Here is a 13,638-nt window from a genome sequence, read left to right as displayed (position 1 = left end):
CCCCGCCTTGATAGGCAAGTCGCTGCTTGCATATCATCTGGTGATGGAACAGGATGTCTTCAAGGCGCTGGCCGACCCCACCCGTCGGCTCATCCTTGACGGGCTCGTGGAAAGGGACGGCCAGACCCTGTTCGAGGTCTGCTCACGGCTGCTGACCAGGCATGGACTGGGGCTGTCCCGGCAGGCGATCAGTCAGCACCTGGCCGTACTCGAATCGGCGGGTCTGGTCCACACGCGGCGACAGGGCCGCTACAAGTACCACGACCTCGACACCGCCCCTCTAGAGCGCATCATGACCAGATGGCTCAAGCCCGACGCAACGGAGAGCACCGATGAGGATCAACCTGACGAGCGTCTTCGTCGATGACCAGCTCAAGGCCCTGGCCTTCTACACCGACGTCCTGGGCTTTGTGGAGAAGACCAAGGTCGCGATCGGCGAGGACTGGTGGCTGACCGTGGTCTCGCCCGAGGACCCCGAAGGGACCGAACTGCTGCTGGAGCCCGACGGGCACCCCGCGGTGAAGCCCTACAAGGCGGCGCTGGTCGAGGACGGCATCCCGGCCGCCGCCTTCGCCGTGGACGACGTCGCCGCGGAGTACGAGCGGCTGCGCGGGCTCGGTGTGTACTTCACCCAGGAGCCGCTGCAGATGGACGACGTCACCGTCGCGGTCCTGGACGACACCTGCGGCAATCTGATTCAGATCATGCACACGGTCTAGGCTCGGCCGCGGACGACCCGGACCCCGAGCGCGAGGTAGTCATGAGCGACCAGAACATGGCGGACGACGTCTACCAGCCCACAGGCGGCAACGAGGAGCAGCAGGACGCGGCGCCGCTGGACCTGCAGGACGCGCTGGACGAGCGTACGTACGACGACATGCTCGACGAGGGGTATTCGCCGCCGGAGAAGCCGCTCGGAGTCACCAGGACCGGCACGACGGCGGCGGAGCAGCGCGAGGGCGAGACGCTCGACGAGCGGCTGCGGCAGGAAGTCCCCGACGTCGAGGCCCCCGGCGGTGACGGCATCGGCGACCTGCCGGACGGCGAGGGCGAGCCCGTCGACCCGGAGGCCGGGCGGGACCGCGCGGGCCGTCTGGTCGCCCCGGACGGGGGCACCGAGCAGGTGGTGGCCCGGGACGAGGGCATCGACGGCGGCGCGGCGGGCGCGGAGGAGGCGGCGGTCCACATCGTCCGCGACGAGGATCTGCCGCCGCTGCCGGACGAGCAGGACTGAGGGCCGCGGCCCGTCGGCCGTCGCCCGTCAGGACCGTCCTGTGACTCTCCCAGGAGAGGAAGGGGGCATTTGGCGCTTCTCTGCGGTATTCGGTGCCGGTGTCCTGGCGGCGGGGACCCTCGCCCTCATGGCGCCCGCGGCGCAGGCCGCCCCCACGGCCACCGCCGCCCCCAAGGGCGGCTGCTGGCACAACGGCTGTACGGGCAAGAGCCCCGCCGCCTACTGCAACGGCGACGCCCGAACGGTCCAGAGCCTGCGCCTGGGCCCTGCCAGTGGTGCGAACGCAACCCTGCAACTGCGCTACTCGCCCTCGTGCGAAGCGGCGTGGGCCCGTCTGTCGTCGGCGCCTTTCGATGCGGCCAATGCCAAGGGCGGGGAGGCGAAGGTCATCCGGAACAGTGACGACACGTCGATCTACTACTACAAGGGGCGCACCGGGTCCTACTGAGCAGACCCGGCCCTCGGAGGGCTCACCTCTCCGGGGGTGGTGGGGAGTAGTCTTCCAAGCACGGAACGTGGCTGTCTTCCAGGGCCGGTTCGCCCTTCGGCGCGGAAGACTCAGTGATGGAGCACCGGGTGTCTGTGCACGATCTGCTCGTCGGTCTCGAACGCGCCGTCGAGGCCGGGGAGCGCCGTGTGTGGGCGGTGCGGTGCGCGCACGCGCTGGGCCTGGGAGGAATCGCGGTCTCCTTGCGGTGGGGCACCGAGCTGGTGTGGTTCAGCGACGACGTCAGCGCGCGGCTGGAGGATGCGCAGTTCACCTTGGGGCAGGGCCCCGGGGTAGCAGCGGACTTGGGCGCGGCGCCGTACCAGGTGCCGGACATGGGGGTGGGTGCGGGCGAGCAGTGGCCGCAACTCGCCGCGGAGGCCCAGGCGCTGAGGGTGCGGGCGATGTTCGTCTGGCCGGTCCGCTCGGGTGAGGTGCGGCTCGGGGCGCTGACCGGATACCGCGTCACGCCGGGGCCGCTGACCGCGCGGCAGGCGGCGGACGGGCTGCGGGTGGCGGACGCGCTGGCCGGTCGGCTGCTGGCCTGGCGGCCGGGCGCCGACGGCTCCACCGACGGGCCGGGGGAAGCGGGCACGGTCGATCTGCACTGGGCCGAAGTGCACCAGGCGACCGGCGTGCTCAGCTACCGGCTCGGCGTGCCACTGGACGAGGCCCTGGTCCGGCTGCGGGCCCGGGCCTTCGCCTCGGGCCGACCACTGACCGAAGCCGCCCGCGAGATCCTCAGGGAACTCCCGTCGTGAACCCGCCGTCCTGTGCGTGCCCCCTGGGGGGGACTCGTGCACCGAGGAGTCAAGGCATGAGCCGAGAACAGAAGATCGCTGAAACCTTCGTCGAACTCGCCGACACTCTCGTCGCCGACTTCGACGTCATCGACTTCCTGCAGCAGTTGACCGTCCGCTGCCGCGACATCTTCGCGGTCACCGACGTGGCGGTCCTGCTGGCCTACCCCGGGCCGCAGTTGTACAGCCCCGCCCCCTGCGACCCGAGCCCCACGCTGGCCGCGGTCCTCGATCTGGCCCTGGGGGAAGGCCCGGCTCTGGACGCCTACCGCACCGCGCGCATCGTCAGTCCCGGAAATCTCTCCACCGCCCCCGCCATGTGGTGCGACTTCACCGCCCGGGCCCGCGAGGCCGGTTACACCTACGCCAGCGCCGTTCCTCTGCGGCTGCGCCAGGAGACGATCGGCAGCCTGCTGCTCCTGCGGGCCACCGACAGCCCGCTGCCCGCCGACGACCTCACCATGGCCCAGGCGTTCGCCGACGCGGCCACCATCGGCCTGCTCCACGCCCGCACCCTGAAGGCCGCCGACACCGTCAACGAGCAGCTCCACACCGCGCTGCACAGCCGCATCGCCATCGAACAGGCCAAGGGCTTCCTCGCCGCCCAGCACAACACGTCCCTCGACGACGCCTTCGCCGCCATGCGCCGCCACGCCCGCCACCACCGCCTCCTGCTCACCGACGTGGCCCGGCACATCGTCGACACCGGCGGGCTCCCGCTGCCGCCCGCCGCGCCGATGCGCCACTACCCGGCCGACGGCGCGGCGAACGACTAGGCAACCAGGCGCTGTTAGGGCCTCATTCTTTTTGTCAGAAGCGTTGACGAACTCCATGCTCCCTCTTAGCTTCTACGCGTCGTACTTCGTACGTCATATATGAGACGTGATACGCGATACGTGAGATCCGAGGGTGCCCATGACGTCCGTGCCGATCCCGATCCCCTCGCGCACGCAGTTCGTGCTCGAAGCGATCAAACACCGCATCCTCAGCGGCGAGTTGAGGCCGGGGCAGCCTCTGGTCGAGACGGAGCTCGCCGGTGAGTTCGGGGTCTCCAAGACGCCCGTGCGCGAGGCACTCAAGACCCTCGCGGGCACCGGCCTCGTCGCGATGAGCCAGTACAAGGGGGCCGCGGTGCGCACCGTGGACGCGGCCATGGCGCGTGAGGTGTACGACGTGCGGTTGCTCCTTGAGCCCGAGGCGCTGCGCCGCACCGTCCACCGAGGCGCGGCGCTCGACACCGCGCGTGCGGCACTGGAACGGGCCGACGTCGCCGAGGACGCCGCCGAACGGTCTCTGGCCAACCGGGAGTTCCACCGCACGCTGTACTCCGCCTGCGGCAATCCGCTGCTCGGCCGCCTCCTCGACGAGGTGCGGGACCAGGCCGCTCTCGTCTCGGCCGTCGCCTGGGCGGCCGATCCTTCGTGGGCCCGCGAGGCGGCCGAGCACCAGGAGATCCTGCGGCTCGCCCTCGCCGGGGACGCGGACGGCGCCGCCGAGGCGCTGCACCGTCACATCGCGTCGTTCGTGCAGCGTGCCTTTCCCTCGGAAGGGGACCTCAAGTGAGCGCAGCAGTAACGGAGTTGTACGACGCTCAGCGCGCCGCGCTCGCCGACGTGGTGGCGATCCCGGTGACCCCCTTCGCCGCGGACGGCTCGGTCGACCACGGGGCCCACCGCAAGCTCCTGCGGCGGCAGCTCGACGCCGGGGTGCGCACCCTCACGCCGAACGGCAACACGGGGGAGTTCTACGCACTCGCGCCACAAGAGTGCCGCGCTGTCGTCGAGTCGACCGTCGAGGAGGCGCGGGGACGGGCGGCGATCCTCGTCGGCATCGGCCACGACGTGCCCACCGCGGTGGACGCGGCCCGGCACGCGGAGGCCGTCGGCGCCCACATGGTGATGGTCCATCAGCCCGTGCACCCGTACGTCTCCGACAACGGCTGGGTCGACTACCACCGGGCCGTCGCCGAGGCCGTGCCCGGACTCGGCGTCGTGCCCTATCTGCGCGACGCCGCGCTGCCCGGCGCCCGCCTCGCCGAACTCGCCGACGCCTGCCCCAACGTCATCGGCGTCAAGTACGCGGTGCCGGACGCGGCGCGCTTCGCCGGGTTCGCGCGGGACGCGGGGCTGGAACGGTTCGTGTGGATCGCCGGGCTCGCCGAGTCGTACGCACCCTCGTACTTCTCGGCGGGAGCCACCGGCTTCACCTCCGGGCTCGTGAACGTCGCCCCCGCCTTTTCGCTGCACATGATCGAAGCGCTTCGACGCGGCGACTATCCGGCCGCCATGGACGTATGGGCGAAGATCCGCCGCTTCGAGGAGCTGCGGGCCGCCGACGGATCCGCCCACAACGTCACCGTCGTCAAGGAGGCCCTCGCCGCGCTGGGCCTGTGCCGCCGCGACGTACGCGCCCCGAGCAGCCTCCTGCCGGAAGCCGAACGCGCCGAGGTCGCGGCGATCGTCGCCGGGTGGGCCATATGACGCGCCCCGAGGGCGAGTTGCGCAGCCAGCGGTGGTACGGCGATTCCCTCTCGTCCGGCCTGCGCTCCTTCAGCCACCGCGCCCGCACCCGGCAGCTCGGCTACCTCCCCGAGGAGCACCTGGGCAAGCCCGTCGTCGCGGTGCTCAACACCTGGTCCGACATCAACCCCTGCCACTCCCACCTGCGCGAGCGCGCGCAGGCCGTCAAGCGGGGGGTGTGGCAGGCGGGCGGGTTCCCGCTGGAATTCCCGGTGCCGACGCTGAGCGAGACCTTCCAGAAGCCGACGCCCATGCTCTACCGCAACCTCCTCGCCATGGAGACCGAGGAACTGCTCCGCTCGTACCCGGTGGACGGCGCCGTGCTCCTCGGCGGCTGCGACAAGTCGACGCCCGCGCTGCTCATGGGCGCCGCGAGCGTCGACCTGCCCACGGTGTTCGTACCGGCCGGGCCCATGCTGCCCGGGCACTGGCGGGGTGAGGTGCTCGGCTCCGGCACGGACATGTGGAAGTACTGGGACGACCGGCGCGCCGGGCTCATCGGCGACTGCGAGCTGACGGAACTGGAGAGCGGCCTCGCGCGCTCCCCGGGCCACTGCATGACCATGGGCACCGCATCGACGCTGACCGCCGCCGCGGAGGCGCTCGGCGTGACGATGCCGGGCGCCTCGTCGATCCCCGCCGTCGACTCAGGGCACGAGCGGATGGCCGCCGCCTCCGGCCTTCGCATCGTCGAACTCGTCCGGCAGGGGCGGACGTTGTCGCAGCTCCTCACCCCGGACGCCTTCGCGGACGCGGTCACCACCGTCCTCGGGCTCGGCGGCTCCACCAACGCCGTCATCCACCTCATCGCGCTCGCCGGGCGGGCCGGGGTGCGGCTCACCCTCGACGACTTCGACCGGATCGCCCGCACCGTGCCCGTCCTCGCCAACGTCCGGCCGGGCGGCGAGCGGTACCTGATGGAGGACTTCCACTTCGCGGGCGGACTGCCCGGCTTCCTGTCGCGCATCACGGACCTGCTGCACCTGGACCGCCCCACCGTCGCGCACGACACCCTGCGCGAGCAGCTCACGGGCGCCCGCGTCCACCACGCCGACGTGATCCGCCCCCGCGACAACCCGGTCGCCGCGGAGGGCGGAGTCGCCGTCCTGCGCGGCAACCTCTGCCCGGACGGCGCCGTCATCAAGCACATCACCGCCGAGCCGCGGCTGCTCCGGCACACGGGGCCCGCCGTCGTGTTCGACGACTACCGCACCCTGCAGCGCACCATCGACGATCCGGCACTCGGCATCACGCCCGACCACGTCCTCGTGCTGCGGGGCGCGGGCCCCAAGGGCGGGCCCGGCATGCCCGAGTACGGGATGCTGCCGATCCCCGCGTACCTGCTCAAGCAGGGGGTGCGGGACATGGTGCGGCTCTCCGACGCGCGGATGAGCGGCACGTCGTACGGCACGTGTGTGCTGCACATCGCGCCCGAGTCGTACGTCGGCGGACCGCTCGCCCTCGTCCGCACCGGCGACCTCATCACCCTCGACGTACCGGCGCGGAGCCTGCAACTCGACGTATCGGAAGACGAGTTGGTGCTGCGCAGGAGTGCGTGGGTGGCGCCGCCCGCCCGTTACGAGCGGGGCTACGGCGCGCTCTACAGCGAGCAGATCACACAGGCCGACACGGGGTGCGACTTCGCGTTCCTGGCCAGGCCCGGCACGGTGCCGGACCCGTACGTCGGCTGACAGCGGCAGAAGTGTCCGGGCCTCCGCCGCCGCCCCTGTCGGGGAAGCGGCGCAGGACCGGGACGACCCTGCGCCGACTGCCGTACCTGCTGATCGCCCCGGCCGCCCTGACGTGCGGCGCCTACGACGAGGCGTTGTAGGCGCAGTACATCGCGACCCAGTCGGTGATGCCCAGAGTGACGACGCACGGGATGCACTGCAGCGGGCCCGTGAAGCAGGCGGAACACGTGGCGGCGATTGCCGCAAGGGTCGCCGCCGTGTACCCCTGCCGAATCATGCAGGCCTTGAAACGCTCCCACCAGGTGGAAGCGAGCAGCTTCGGCTGTGTGGGCGCTTCGGCCGCCGAGGATTCCGTAGCCTCCCTGGCTTCCTTGGGGGTGGCGCTCACCTCGCCGTTCGGGGCCGCAGTCCTGTCGAGCGCGGCCTTCCCGTCGTTCCAGACACGCACCCGGACGGAGTCGTCGGAGAGGTTCTGGTAGACGTGCTCAATGGTCTGCGTGACGCGACCGGAACGGTCGTAGACGGTGGCGAGCATGCTGGGGGCGGCGGCGGTGCCCACATAGGGGAAGTACACGATGTGGACGCCGCTGGAGCGTGACACGCGCACGGTGGCGCCAGCCGCGTCGAAACCGGATCCCTCGGGAAGATGCACGGCGATCTGCCCGGAAAGGACCCTGTTCTTCGTGCGCTCGATATACGCGCGCGACTTTTCTGGCGTTTCTTGGGCGTACTCCTTTCGGAAGTCGGAACCGTCCTTCACGAGCCTTTCGTAGCCGTTCCTGCTCGGTTCGCCCTGCTGGTCAGAGGCCTGGGCCTGGAAGGGGATGAGCGCGGCGATCGTGGCCGAAATCAGCCCGATGACGAGGGTGCGACAACTTGATCTGTGCATGGTCGACTGCTGCTCCGGGGTCTGGGGAGTGGATTTTCGAAACTACCCGGAGGTGAAAAGAGGTGCTGCTTGACTGAGCCGTTGGGGGATCAAGGTGGCGGTTCCAAGAATGAGGAGAAAGGCAACAGTGGGAGCGCTCCCACAGTCAGCGTGTTACAAGAGCATGTCAAGAGGGTGGGTGTGTGTCGGGGTGTCGAATTCATTCGACGGCACCGCTGTCGAATGAATTCGACGAATGAATCTCCGGAGAATGCGTGAACCTATCTGGCCCCAGCGGCAACTCCCTGGTAGCTTCCGCCTTCAACAGTGGGAGCGATTCCGTCAGTTGATCTCGAAATCGGCCGTGCGCCGGTCTCGCGCTGATCTCGAAGGAGTCGCTCATGCGACATCCCCCACGCCTGTCACGCATGCTCGCCGTGCTGGCGGGCGCTCTGCTCACCGCCGGTGGCCTCACCGCCCCGTCCGCCGATTCCGCGGCGGCCGAGCCCGCTGAGGCTGCCGAGGCCGCCACCCCGCCCGTCCTGCGCGCCGAGGGCAACAGGCTCGTCGACGCGCAGGGCGCCACCCGCCGCCTCCTCGGAGTCAACCGCTCCGGCGGCGAGTTCGCCTGCGTCCAGGGCCATGGCATCTTCGACGGCCCCGTCGACGACGCCTCCGTCCAGGCCATCGCGGACTGGAAGGCCAACACCGTCCGCATCCCCCTCAACGAAGAGTGCTGGCTCGGCACCGCCAACATCGACCCGCGGTACGGCGGCGCCAACTACCGTGCCGCGATCGACGAGTTGGTCCAGCGCGTCCAGAAGCACGGCATGACCCCGGTCGTCGAACTGCACTGGTCGTACGGCCAGTACACCGGCAACTCGGCGGGCTGCGCCGACGTCCACGCGAGCTGCCAGAAGCCGATGCCGAACGCCCAGTACACCCCGGCGTTCTGGACCTCGGTCGCCACCGCGTACAAGAACGACCCCGAAGTCGCCTTCGACCTCTTCAACGAGCCCTATCCGGACCGGGCGACCCCCACCACCGCCGAGGCCTGGGCCTGCTGGCGGGACGGCGGCACCTGCCCCGGCATCGGCTACGAGGTCGCCGGGATGCAGGACCTGCTGGACGCGGTGCGCGCGACCGGCGCGAAGAACCTCGTCCTCGCGGGCGGCATCGCGTACGCGAACGACCTCAGCGGCTGGCTGCGGCACGCGCCCCATGACCCGGCAGGCAATCTCGCCGCGGCCTGGCACGTCTACAACTTCAACACCTGTTCCGACGAGGCGTGCTGGAGCCGCACCCTCGGCCCCGTCGCCGCCGAAGTCCCGCTCGTCGCGGGCGAGATCGGCGAGAACACCTGCGCCCACGGGTTCATCGACCGCGTCATGAAGTGGTTCGACGACCGCGGGCTCTCGTACCTCGGCTGGACCTGGAACGCCTGGGACTGCTCGTCGGGCCCGGCCCTCATCACTTCCTACGACGGCACACCCACCCCGTTCGGCAGCGGGCTCCGCGACCACCTGCGCGCCCTCGACACCCGAGCCCCCGACACCCGCGCCCTCGAAACCCGAGAGGAAACGACCACATCATGAGCCGCACCCACCACAGATCACGCACCCTCCTGCTCGCCCTCGCCACGACGCTCGCCGTCAGCGGCGGCACCGCCGTGGCACTCGCCGGTGACACCACCGCCACGCCCACCGCGGCGGCCGCCGCACGCGTCGACAACCCCTACGCGGGCGCCAAGGTCTATGTGAACCCCGAATGGAAGGCGAAGGCCGACGCCGAACCGGGCGGCAGCCGGATCTCCGGCCAGCCGACCGGCGTCTGGCTCGACCGGATCGCCGCGATCGAGGGCGCAGGAAACGCGATGGGGCTGCGCGACCACCTCGACGCGGCACTCCAACAAGGAGCGCGCTTAGTCCAGTTGGTCATCTACAACCTGCCGGGCCGGGACTGTGCGGCCCTTGCCTCGAACGGCGAGCTCGGCCCCACCGAGATCGACCGGTACAAGAAGGAGTACATCGATCCGATCGCGCAGATCCTCGCCGACGCGAAGTACGCCGGCCTCCGCGTCGTCACGACCGTCGAGATCGACTCGCTGCCCAACCTCGTCACCAACACCTCGGGACGCCCCACCGCGACCCCCGAGTGCGACGTGATGAAGGCCAACGGCAACTACGTGAAGGGCGTCGGCTACGCCCTGAACAAGCTCGGCGCCGTCCCGAACGTCTACAACTACGTGGATGCGGGCCACCACGGCTGGATCGGCTGGGACGACAACTTCGCCTCGTCCGCGCAGGTCTTCCAGCAGGCGGCGACCGCCGAGGGCAGCACGGTCGACAAGGTGCACGGCTTCATCACCAACACCGCCAACTACAGCGCACTGAAGGAGGAGAACTTCAAGATCGGCGACACCGTCAACGGCAGGTCGGTCCGCGAGTCCAAGTGGGTCGACTGGAACCGCTACACCGACGAGCTCTCCTTCGCCCAGGCCTTCCGCAACCAGTTGGTCTCCGCCGGTTTCCGCTCGGACATCGGCATGCTGATCGACACCAGCCGCAACGGCTGGGGAGGCACCGCACGCCCCGCGCAGCCCGGCCCGACGACGGACGTGGACTCCTACGTCAACGGCGGCCGCTACGACCGCCGCATCCACGTCGGCAACTGGTGCAACCAGTCGGGCGCGGGCCTCGGCGAACGGCCGAAGGCGGCGCCCGCGGCCGGGATCGACGCCTACGTCTGGATGAAGCCGCCGGGGGAGTCCGACGGCGCAAGCAAGGAGATCCCGAACGACGAGGGCAAGGGCTTCGACCGGATGTGCGACCCCACGTACGAGGGGAACGTGCGCAACAACTACAGCAAGTCCGGCGCGCTGCCCGACGCGCCGCTCTCCGGGCACTGGTTCTCTGCACAGTTCCAGGAGCTCATGAAGAACGCGCACCCGAAGCTGTAACACCCTGAATCGCCGCGCGCGGAGGCGTGTCGAAGCGCTTCGACACGCCTCTGGACAGGCTTTGCGCGCCCCCATAGGGTCGGTGGGCGGTCCCCATCGAAGCGGTTCACCGCCAGAGACGCTCAGTCGGAGGAGCCCGCCATGGTCACCCTAGCCGAGGTAGCCAGGCACGCCGGGGTCTCGGCCAGCACGGTCAGCTATGTGCTCAGCGGCAAGCGCTCGATCTCCCGCGGCACCCGCGACCGCGTGGGGCGCAGCATCGAGGAGCTCGGCTACCACCCGAACGCGGGTGCCCGCGCCCTGGCGAGCGCCAAGTCCAACGTCATCGCGCTGATGATGCCGCTGCGCACCGACATGTACGGGCCGGTGATGATGGAGATCGCCCTCGCGGTCACCACGACGGCCCGGACCCACGGGCACGACGTGCTGCTGCTCACCGGCGCGGAGGGCCCGGCCGCCGTCCGTCGCGTCACCGGCAGCGGAATCGCCGACGCCATGATCCTGATGGATGTCGAACTCGACGACGAGCGGCTGCCGTTGCTGCGCGCGGGCGACCGTCCCGCCGCCCTGATCGGCCTCCCCGCCGACCCCGAGGGCCTGGCCTGTGTGGACCTCGACTTCGCGGCGACGGGTGCGCTGTGCGCGGAGCACCTGGCCGGGCTCGGGCACCGGGAGGTCGCCGTCATCGGCGAGGCGCCCGCCGTGTACGAGCGGCACACCGGCTTCGCCGAGCGCACCATGGACGGACTCCGCACCCGTGCGAGCGAGTTGGGGCTGCGGCTGCTGCACCGCCCCACCGGCGGCGGCTATGACGCGATGGCGATGACGCTCTCCCGCATCTTCGACGAACGGCTTGGCACCACGGGCTTCGTCGTCCAGAACGAGTCGGCCGTCGAGCCGCTGCTCGCGCTGTTGCGCCGACAGGGCCGTGCGGTTCCCGAGGACGTCTCGGTGGTGGCGATCTGCCCCGACCAGGTCGCCGTCGGGGCGTCGGTGCGGCTCACCTCGGTCTCCATTCCGGCGCAGGAGATGGGGCGCCGGGCGGTGGAGCGGATCGTCGCCAAGCTGGCGGCGCGCGGCACGGACGGGGTCGAACTCCTCGCCCCCGAACTGACGGTGAGGGCGAGCACGGGGCCTGCCCCGCACTCGCCCCCGACACGGTGACCGCCGGACCACCGGTCGCTGCCGTCCGCTAGGGAAGGCTGTGCACCTTCGGGCCGACCGCGTTCGACCAGGCGTGGCCCGCCGTCGCGTCCCAGTTCGTCGACCACGTCATGGCGCCGCGCAGCGACGGGTACGTCTTCGACGGCTTGAAGGAGCCGCAGCCGGTGCCGCGGGTCAGGCAGTCGAGGGCGTTGTTCACGACCGACGGGGACACATAGCCGCTGCCCGCGCCGCGTGTCGACGCCGGGACGCCGATGCCGACCTGCGACGGGTCGAGGCCGCCCTCCAGCTGGATGCAGGCGAGCGCGGTCAGGAAGTCCACGTTGCCCTGGCTGTAGACCTTGCCGTCGCAGCCCAGCATCGAACCGCTGTTGTAGTACTGCATGTTGACGACGGTGAGGATGTCCTTGACGTTCAGCGCGGTCTGGAAGTACCCGCCGGACGTGGACTGCATGTCGATGGTCTGCGGGGCCATCGTGAGCACCAGCTTCGAGCCCGCCTTTGCGGCGAGCTGGCGCAGCGCCTTCGTCATGTAGGTGGGGTTGAGGCCGTTCTCCAGGTCGATGTCGACGCCGTCGAATCCGTACTCCTGCATCAGCGCGTAGGCGCTGTTGGCGAAGGCCGTCGCGGAGGCGTCACTGTTGACCGAGATGGTGCCCTTCTCGCCGCCGACGGAGAGGATCACGGACTTGCCCGCGGCGTGCTTCGCGGCGATGTCGGCCTTGAAGTCGGCGGCGGAGGGGTAGCCGACGGCGGGGTCCAGGTTGAAGGTGATCTGGCCCGGTGTGGTGGTGGCGTCGGCGAAGGAGACGGCGATGATGTCGTACTGCGACGACACGTCCTGCAGCTTCTGCACGGTCGCGCCGTTGTTGAAGTTCTGCCAGTAGCCGGTCAGCGCGTGCTTGGGCACGGTGCCGCCGTCCCCGCCGCCGCCTTTGCCGGTCCGTGCGGACACCGCGGTCGACTTCGCGGACTCGCCCGCCGCGTTCGAGGCGCTCACCTGGAAGCTGTACGTGGTCTCGGGGGTGAGGCCGGTGACGGTCGTGGAGGCGCCGCTGGTCGAGGCGACCTTCGTGCCGTCGCGGTAGACGGTGTACGCGGTGGCCGTGGACACCGGGGTCCAGGACAGGTCCACCGACGTGGAGGTCGTCGTGCCCGCCGCGAGTCCGGACGGTACGGCAGGGAGCTCCACCGGGTCGGTGCCGCCGCCCCCGTCGGGCCCGAAGACGTTCACGTCGTCCACGTAGTAGGCGCTCTGCCCGTACCAGCCGTGCGTGTACACGGTGACCGACGTGGTGTTCGCGCCGGTGGTGAAGCTGGTGGAGAGCTGCTGCCAGGCCGAGTTGCCCGGCGTCCAGGTCGACACGTCCGTGGTGCCGGTGCCGCGGGCGCCGAGGTAGGCATAGCTTCCCTGCACCCAACTGCTGAGCTTGTACGTCGAGTTGGGCCTCACCTTCACGACCTGGGAACACTCGGCGGTGCCCTGGCCCGACGGGGTGGCCTTCAGCGCCTTGGTGCCGCCGTGCACGGGGGACGTGACGGCGGCACCGCTGTTCTCGGCGCAGGTCCAGTTGCTCAGGTCCGATTCGAACCCGGCGTTCTTGGCGACGTTGACGTCCGCCTGGACGTTCGTCGCCCCGGCGTCCGCCGACTGCGCGGGCGCGGCGAGCGCGGTGACGGCGAGTGCGCTGGCCGCACCGACGGCGATCACCGCGCCGAATCTCCGGCGAAAGCCGGGTCTGCCCTGACGTACACGGTCCACGGGGTGCCTCCAGGAAGAGGTGAAGGGCGGATGTGAACGACGGTGGCCACCGCTGCTGTGCGCATAGTTGGTCCAGACCAATCAAGTTGTCAAGACCTCGGGAGGGGTGCCCGGTCGCGGGTGTCGCGGCCGGGCACCGGTGTGCGGGTGACTT

At 70.3% G+C, this 13,638-nt stretch carries 15 protein-coding genes; 13 read left to right on the top strand and 2 right to left on the bottom strand.

Going from position 1 to position 13,638, the window contains the following annotated elements; translation table 11 throughout:
• Nucleotides 1-43 precede the first annotated feature (43 nt).
• The 10 genes from ABZV77_RS37880 to ABZV77_RS37835 all read left to right on the top strand — a co-directional run bounded on the left by ABZV77_RS37880 (nucleotide 44) and on the right by ABZV77_RS37835 (nucleotide 6,871).
• A complete protein-coding gene (locus ABZV77_RS37880; RefSeq protein ID WP_356267098.1) occupies nucleotides 44-367 on the top strand; it encodes a metalloregulator ArsR/SmtB family transcription factor in 324 nt (107 codons plus the stop codon).
• Nucleotides 333-719, top strand: a complete 387-nt coding sequence (locus ABZV77_RS37875) for a VOC family protein (RefSeq protein WP_356267096.1) — start codon at nucleotides 333-335, stop codon at nucleotides 717-719. The genes ABZV77_RS37880 and ABZV77_RS37875 overlap by 35 nt, the downstream gene beginning before the upstream one ends.
• A 41-nt stretch (nucleotides 720-760) precedes the next feature.
• Nucleotides 761-1,234, top strand: a complete 474-nt coding sequence (locus ABZV77_RS37870) for a DUF5709 domain-containing protein (RefSeq protein WP_356267094.1) — start codon at nucleotides 761-763, stop codon at nucleotides 1,232-1,234.
• A 40-nt stretch (nucleotides 1,235-1,274) separates the two neighbouring features.
• Nucleotides 1,275-1,682 carry a DUF2690 domain-containing protein gene (locus ABZV77_RS37865; RefSeq protein WP_356267093.1) on the top strand — a complete coding sequence of 136 codons (408 nt, stop codon included), beginning with the start codon at nucleotides 1,275-1,277 and terminating at the stop codon, nucleotides 1,680-1,682.
• Between the two features lie 128 nt (nucleotides 1,683-1,810).
• Nucleotides 1,811-2,482 carry an ANTAR domain-containing protein gene (locus tag ABZV77_RS37860; RefSeq protein WP_356267091.1) on the top strand — a complete coding sequence of 224 codons (672 nt, stop codon included), beginning with the start codon at nucleotides 1,811-1,813 and terminating at the stop codon, nucleotides 2,480-2,482.
• Between the two features lie 56 nt (nucleotides 2,483-2,538).
• Entirely contained in the window at nucleotides 2,539-3,297 is a 759-nt protein-coding gene (locus ABZV77_RS37855; RefSeq protein WP_356267089.1) for a GAF and ANTAR domain-containing protein, read from the top strand.
• Nucleotides 3,298-3,436: 139 nt separating this feature from the next.
• Nucleotides 3,437-4,084 (top strand): GntR family transcriptional regulator, encoded by a 648-nt coding sequence (locus ABZV77_RS37850; protein ID WP_356267087.1) that lies wholly within the window; start codon nucleotides 3,437-3,439, stop codon nucleotides 4,082-4,084.
• Complete coding sequence (locus ABZV77_RS37845) at nucleotides 4,081-5,001, top strand: dihydrodipicolinate synthase family protein (protein ID WP_356267085.1); 921 nt, start codon at nucleotides 4,081-4,083, stop codon at nucleotides 4,999-5,001. The genes ABZV77_RS37850 and ABZV77_RS37845 overlap by 4 nt, the downstream gene beginning before the upstream one ends.
• Nucleotides 4,998-6,731, top strand: coding sequence for an L-arabinonate dehydratase (gene araD / locus ABZV77_RS37840; RefSeq protein ID WP_356267083.1), 1,734 nt, complete (start codon nucleotides 4,998-5,000; stop codon nucleotides 6,729-6,731). The genes ABZV77_RS37845 and araD overlap by 4 nt, the downstream gene beginning before the upstream one ends.
• Nucleotides 6,732-6,742: 11 nt before the next feature.
• Complete coding sequence (locus ABZV77_RS37835; protein ID WP_356267082.1) at nucleotides 6,743-6,871, top strand: hypothetical protein; 129 nt, start codon at nucleotides 6,743-6,745, stop codon at nucleotides 6,869-6,871.
• On the opposite strand, the gene ABZV77_RS37830 is transcribed toward ABZV77_RS37835, so the two are convergent.
• Nucleotides 6,853-7,491: a hypothetical protein gene (locus tag ABZV77_RS37830; RefSeq protein ID WP_356267080.1), complete on the bottom strand. Its 639-nt coding sequence runs from the start codon at nucleotides 7,489-7,491 to the stop codon at nucleotides 6,853-6,855. The two genes, ABZV77_RS37835 and ABZV77_RS37830, sit on opposite strands and share 19 nt — an antisense overlap.
• A 509-nt stretch (nucleotides 7,492-8,000) precedes the next feature.
• On the opposite strand from ABZV77_RS37830, the gene ABZV77_RS37825 reads away from it, so the two are divergent.
• From ABZV77_RS37825 to ABZV77_RS37815, 3 genes are all read left to right on the top strand, one after another.
• Complete coding sequence (locus ABZV77_RS37825) at nucleotides 8,001-9,194, top strand: cellulase family glycosylhydrolase (protein WP_356267079.1); 1,194 nt, start codon at nucleotides 8,001-8,003, stop codon at nucleotides 9,192-9,194.
• The gene (locus tag ABZV77_RS37820) at nucleotides 9,191-10,558 is read left to right on the top strand and encodes a glycoside hydrolase family 6 protein (protein ID WP_356267077.1); all 1,368 of its coding nucleotides are present in this window, start codon (nucleotides 9,191-9,193) and stop codon (nucleotides 10,556-10,558) included. Before ABZV77_RS37825 ends, ABZV77_RS37820 begins: the two co-directional genes overlap by 4 nt.
• A 141-nt stretch (nucleotides 10,559-10,699) precedes the next feature.
• Nucleotides 10,700-11,722, top strand: a complete 1,023-nt coding sequence (locus ABZV77_RS37815; protein WP_356267075.1) for a LacI family DNA-binding transcriptional regulator — start codon at nucleotides 10,700-10,702, stop codon at nucleotides 11,720-11,722.
• A gap of 28 nt (nucleotides 11,723-11,750) precedes the next feature.
• Here ABZV77_RS37815 and ABZV77_RS37810 read toward each other — a convergent pair whose 3' ends face one another.
• On the bottom strand, nucleotides 11,751-13,433 hold the full coding sequence (locus tag ABZV77_RS37810) for a glycoside hydrolase family 18 protein (protein ID WP_356267073.1): 1,683 nt from the start codon (nucleotides 13,431-13,433) through the stop codon (nucleotides 11,751-11,753).
• Between the last annotated feature and the right edge of the window lie 205 nt (nucleotides 13,434-13,638).

It is taken from the genome of Streptomyces sp. NPDC004732 (assembly GCF_040609235.1).
Classification (GTDB): Bacteria; Actinomycetota; Actinomycetes; order Streptomycetales; family Streptomycetaceae; genus Streptomyces.
Note: the sequence above shows the minus strand (reverse complement) of the source record. Positions and strands in the feature narration are given on the sequence as shown.

What these genes read in the sequence shown, in the direction of transcription:
- ABZV77_RS37880 (WP_356267098.1), top strand. Translation starts at nt 44, where the DNA reads ATGGAACAGGATGTCTTCAAGGCGCTGGCCGACCCCACCCGTCGGCTC.
- ABZV77_RS37875 (WP_356267096.1), top strand. Translation starts at nt 333, where the DNA reads ATGAGGATCAACCTGACGAGCGTCTTCGTCGATGACCAGCTCAAGGCC.
- ABZV77_RS37870 (WP_356267094.1), top strand. Translation starts at nt 761, where the DNA reads ATGAGCGACCAGAACATGGCGGACGACGTCTACCAGCCCACAGGCGGC.
- ABZV77_RS37855 (WP_356267089.1), top strand. Translation starts at nt 2,539, where the DNA reads ATGAGCCGAGAACAGAAGATCGCTGAAACCTTCGTCGAACTCGCCGAC.
- ABZV77_RS37850 (WP_356267087.1), top strand. Translation starts at nt 3,437, where the DNA reads ATGACGTCCGTGCCGATCCCGATCCCCTCGCGCACGCAGTTCGTGCTC.
- araD (WP_356267083.1), top strand. Translation starts at nt 4,998, where the DNA reads ATGACGCGCCCCGAGGGCGAGTTGCGCAGCCAGCGGTGGTACGGCGAT.
- ABZV77_RS37825 (WP_356267079.1), top strand. Translation starts at nt 8,001, where the DNA reads ATGCGACATCCCCCACGCCTGTCACGCATGCTCGCCGTGCTGGCGGGC.
- ABZV77_RS37820 (WP_356267077.1), top strand. Translation starts at nt 9,191, where the DNA reads ATGAGCCGCACCCACCACAGATCACGCACCCTCCTGCTCGCCCTCGCC.
- ABZV77_RS37815 (WP_356267075.1), top strand. Translation starts at nt 10,700, where the DNA reads ATGGTCACCCTAGCCGAGGTAGCCAGGCACGCCGGGGTCTCGGCCAGC.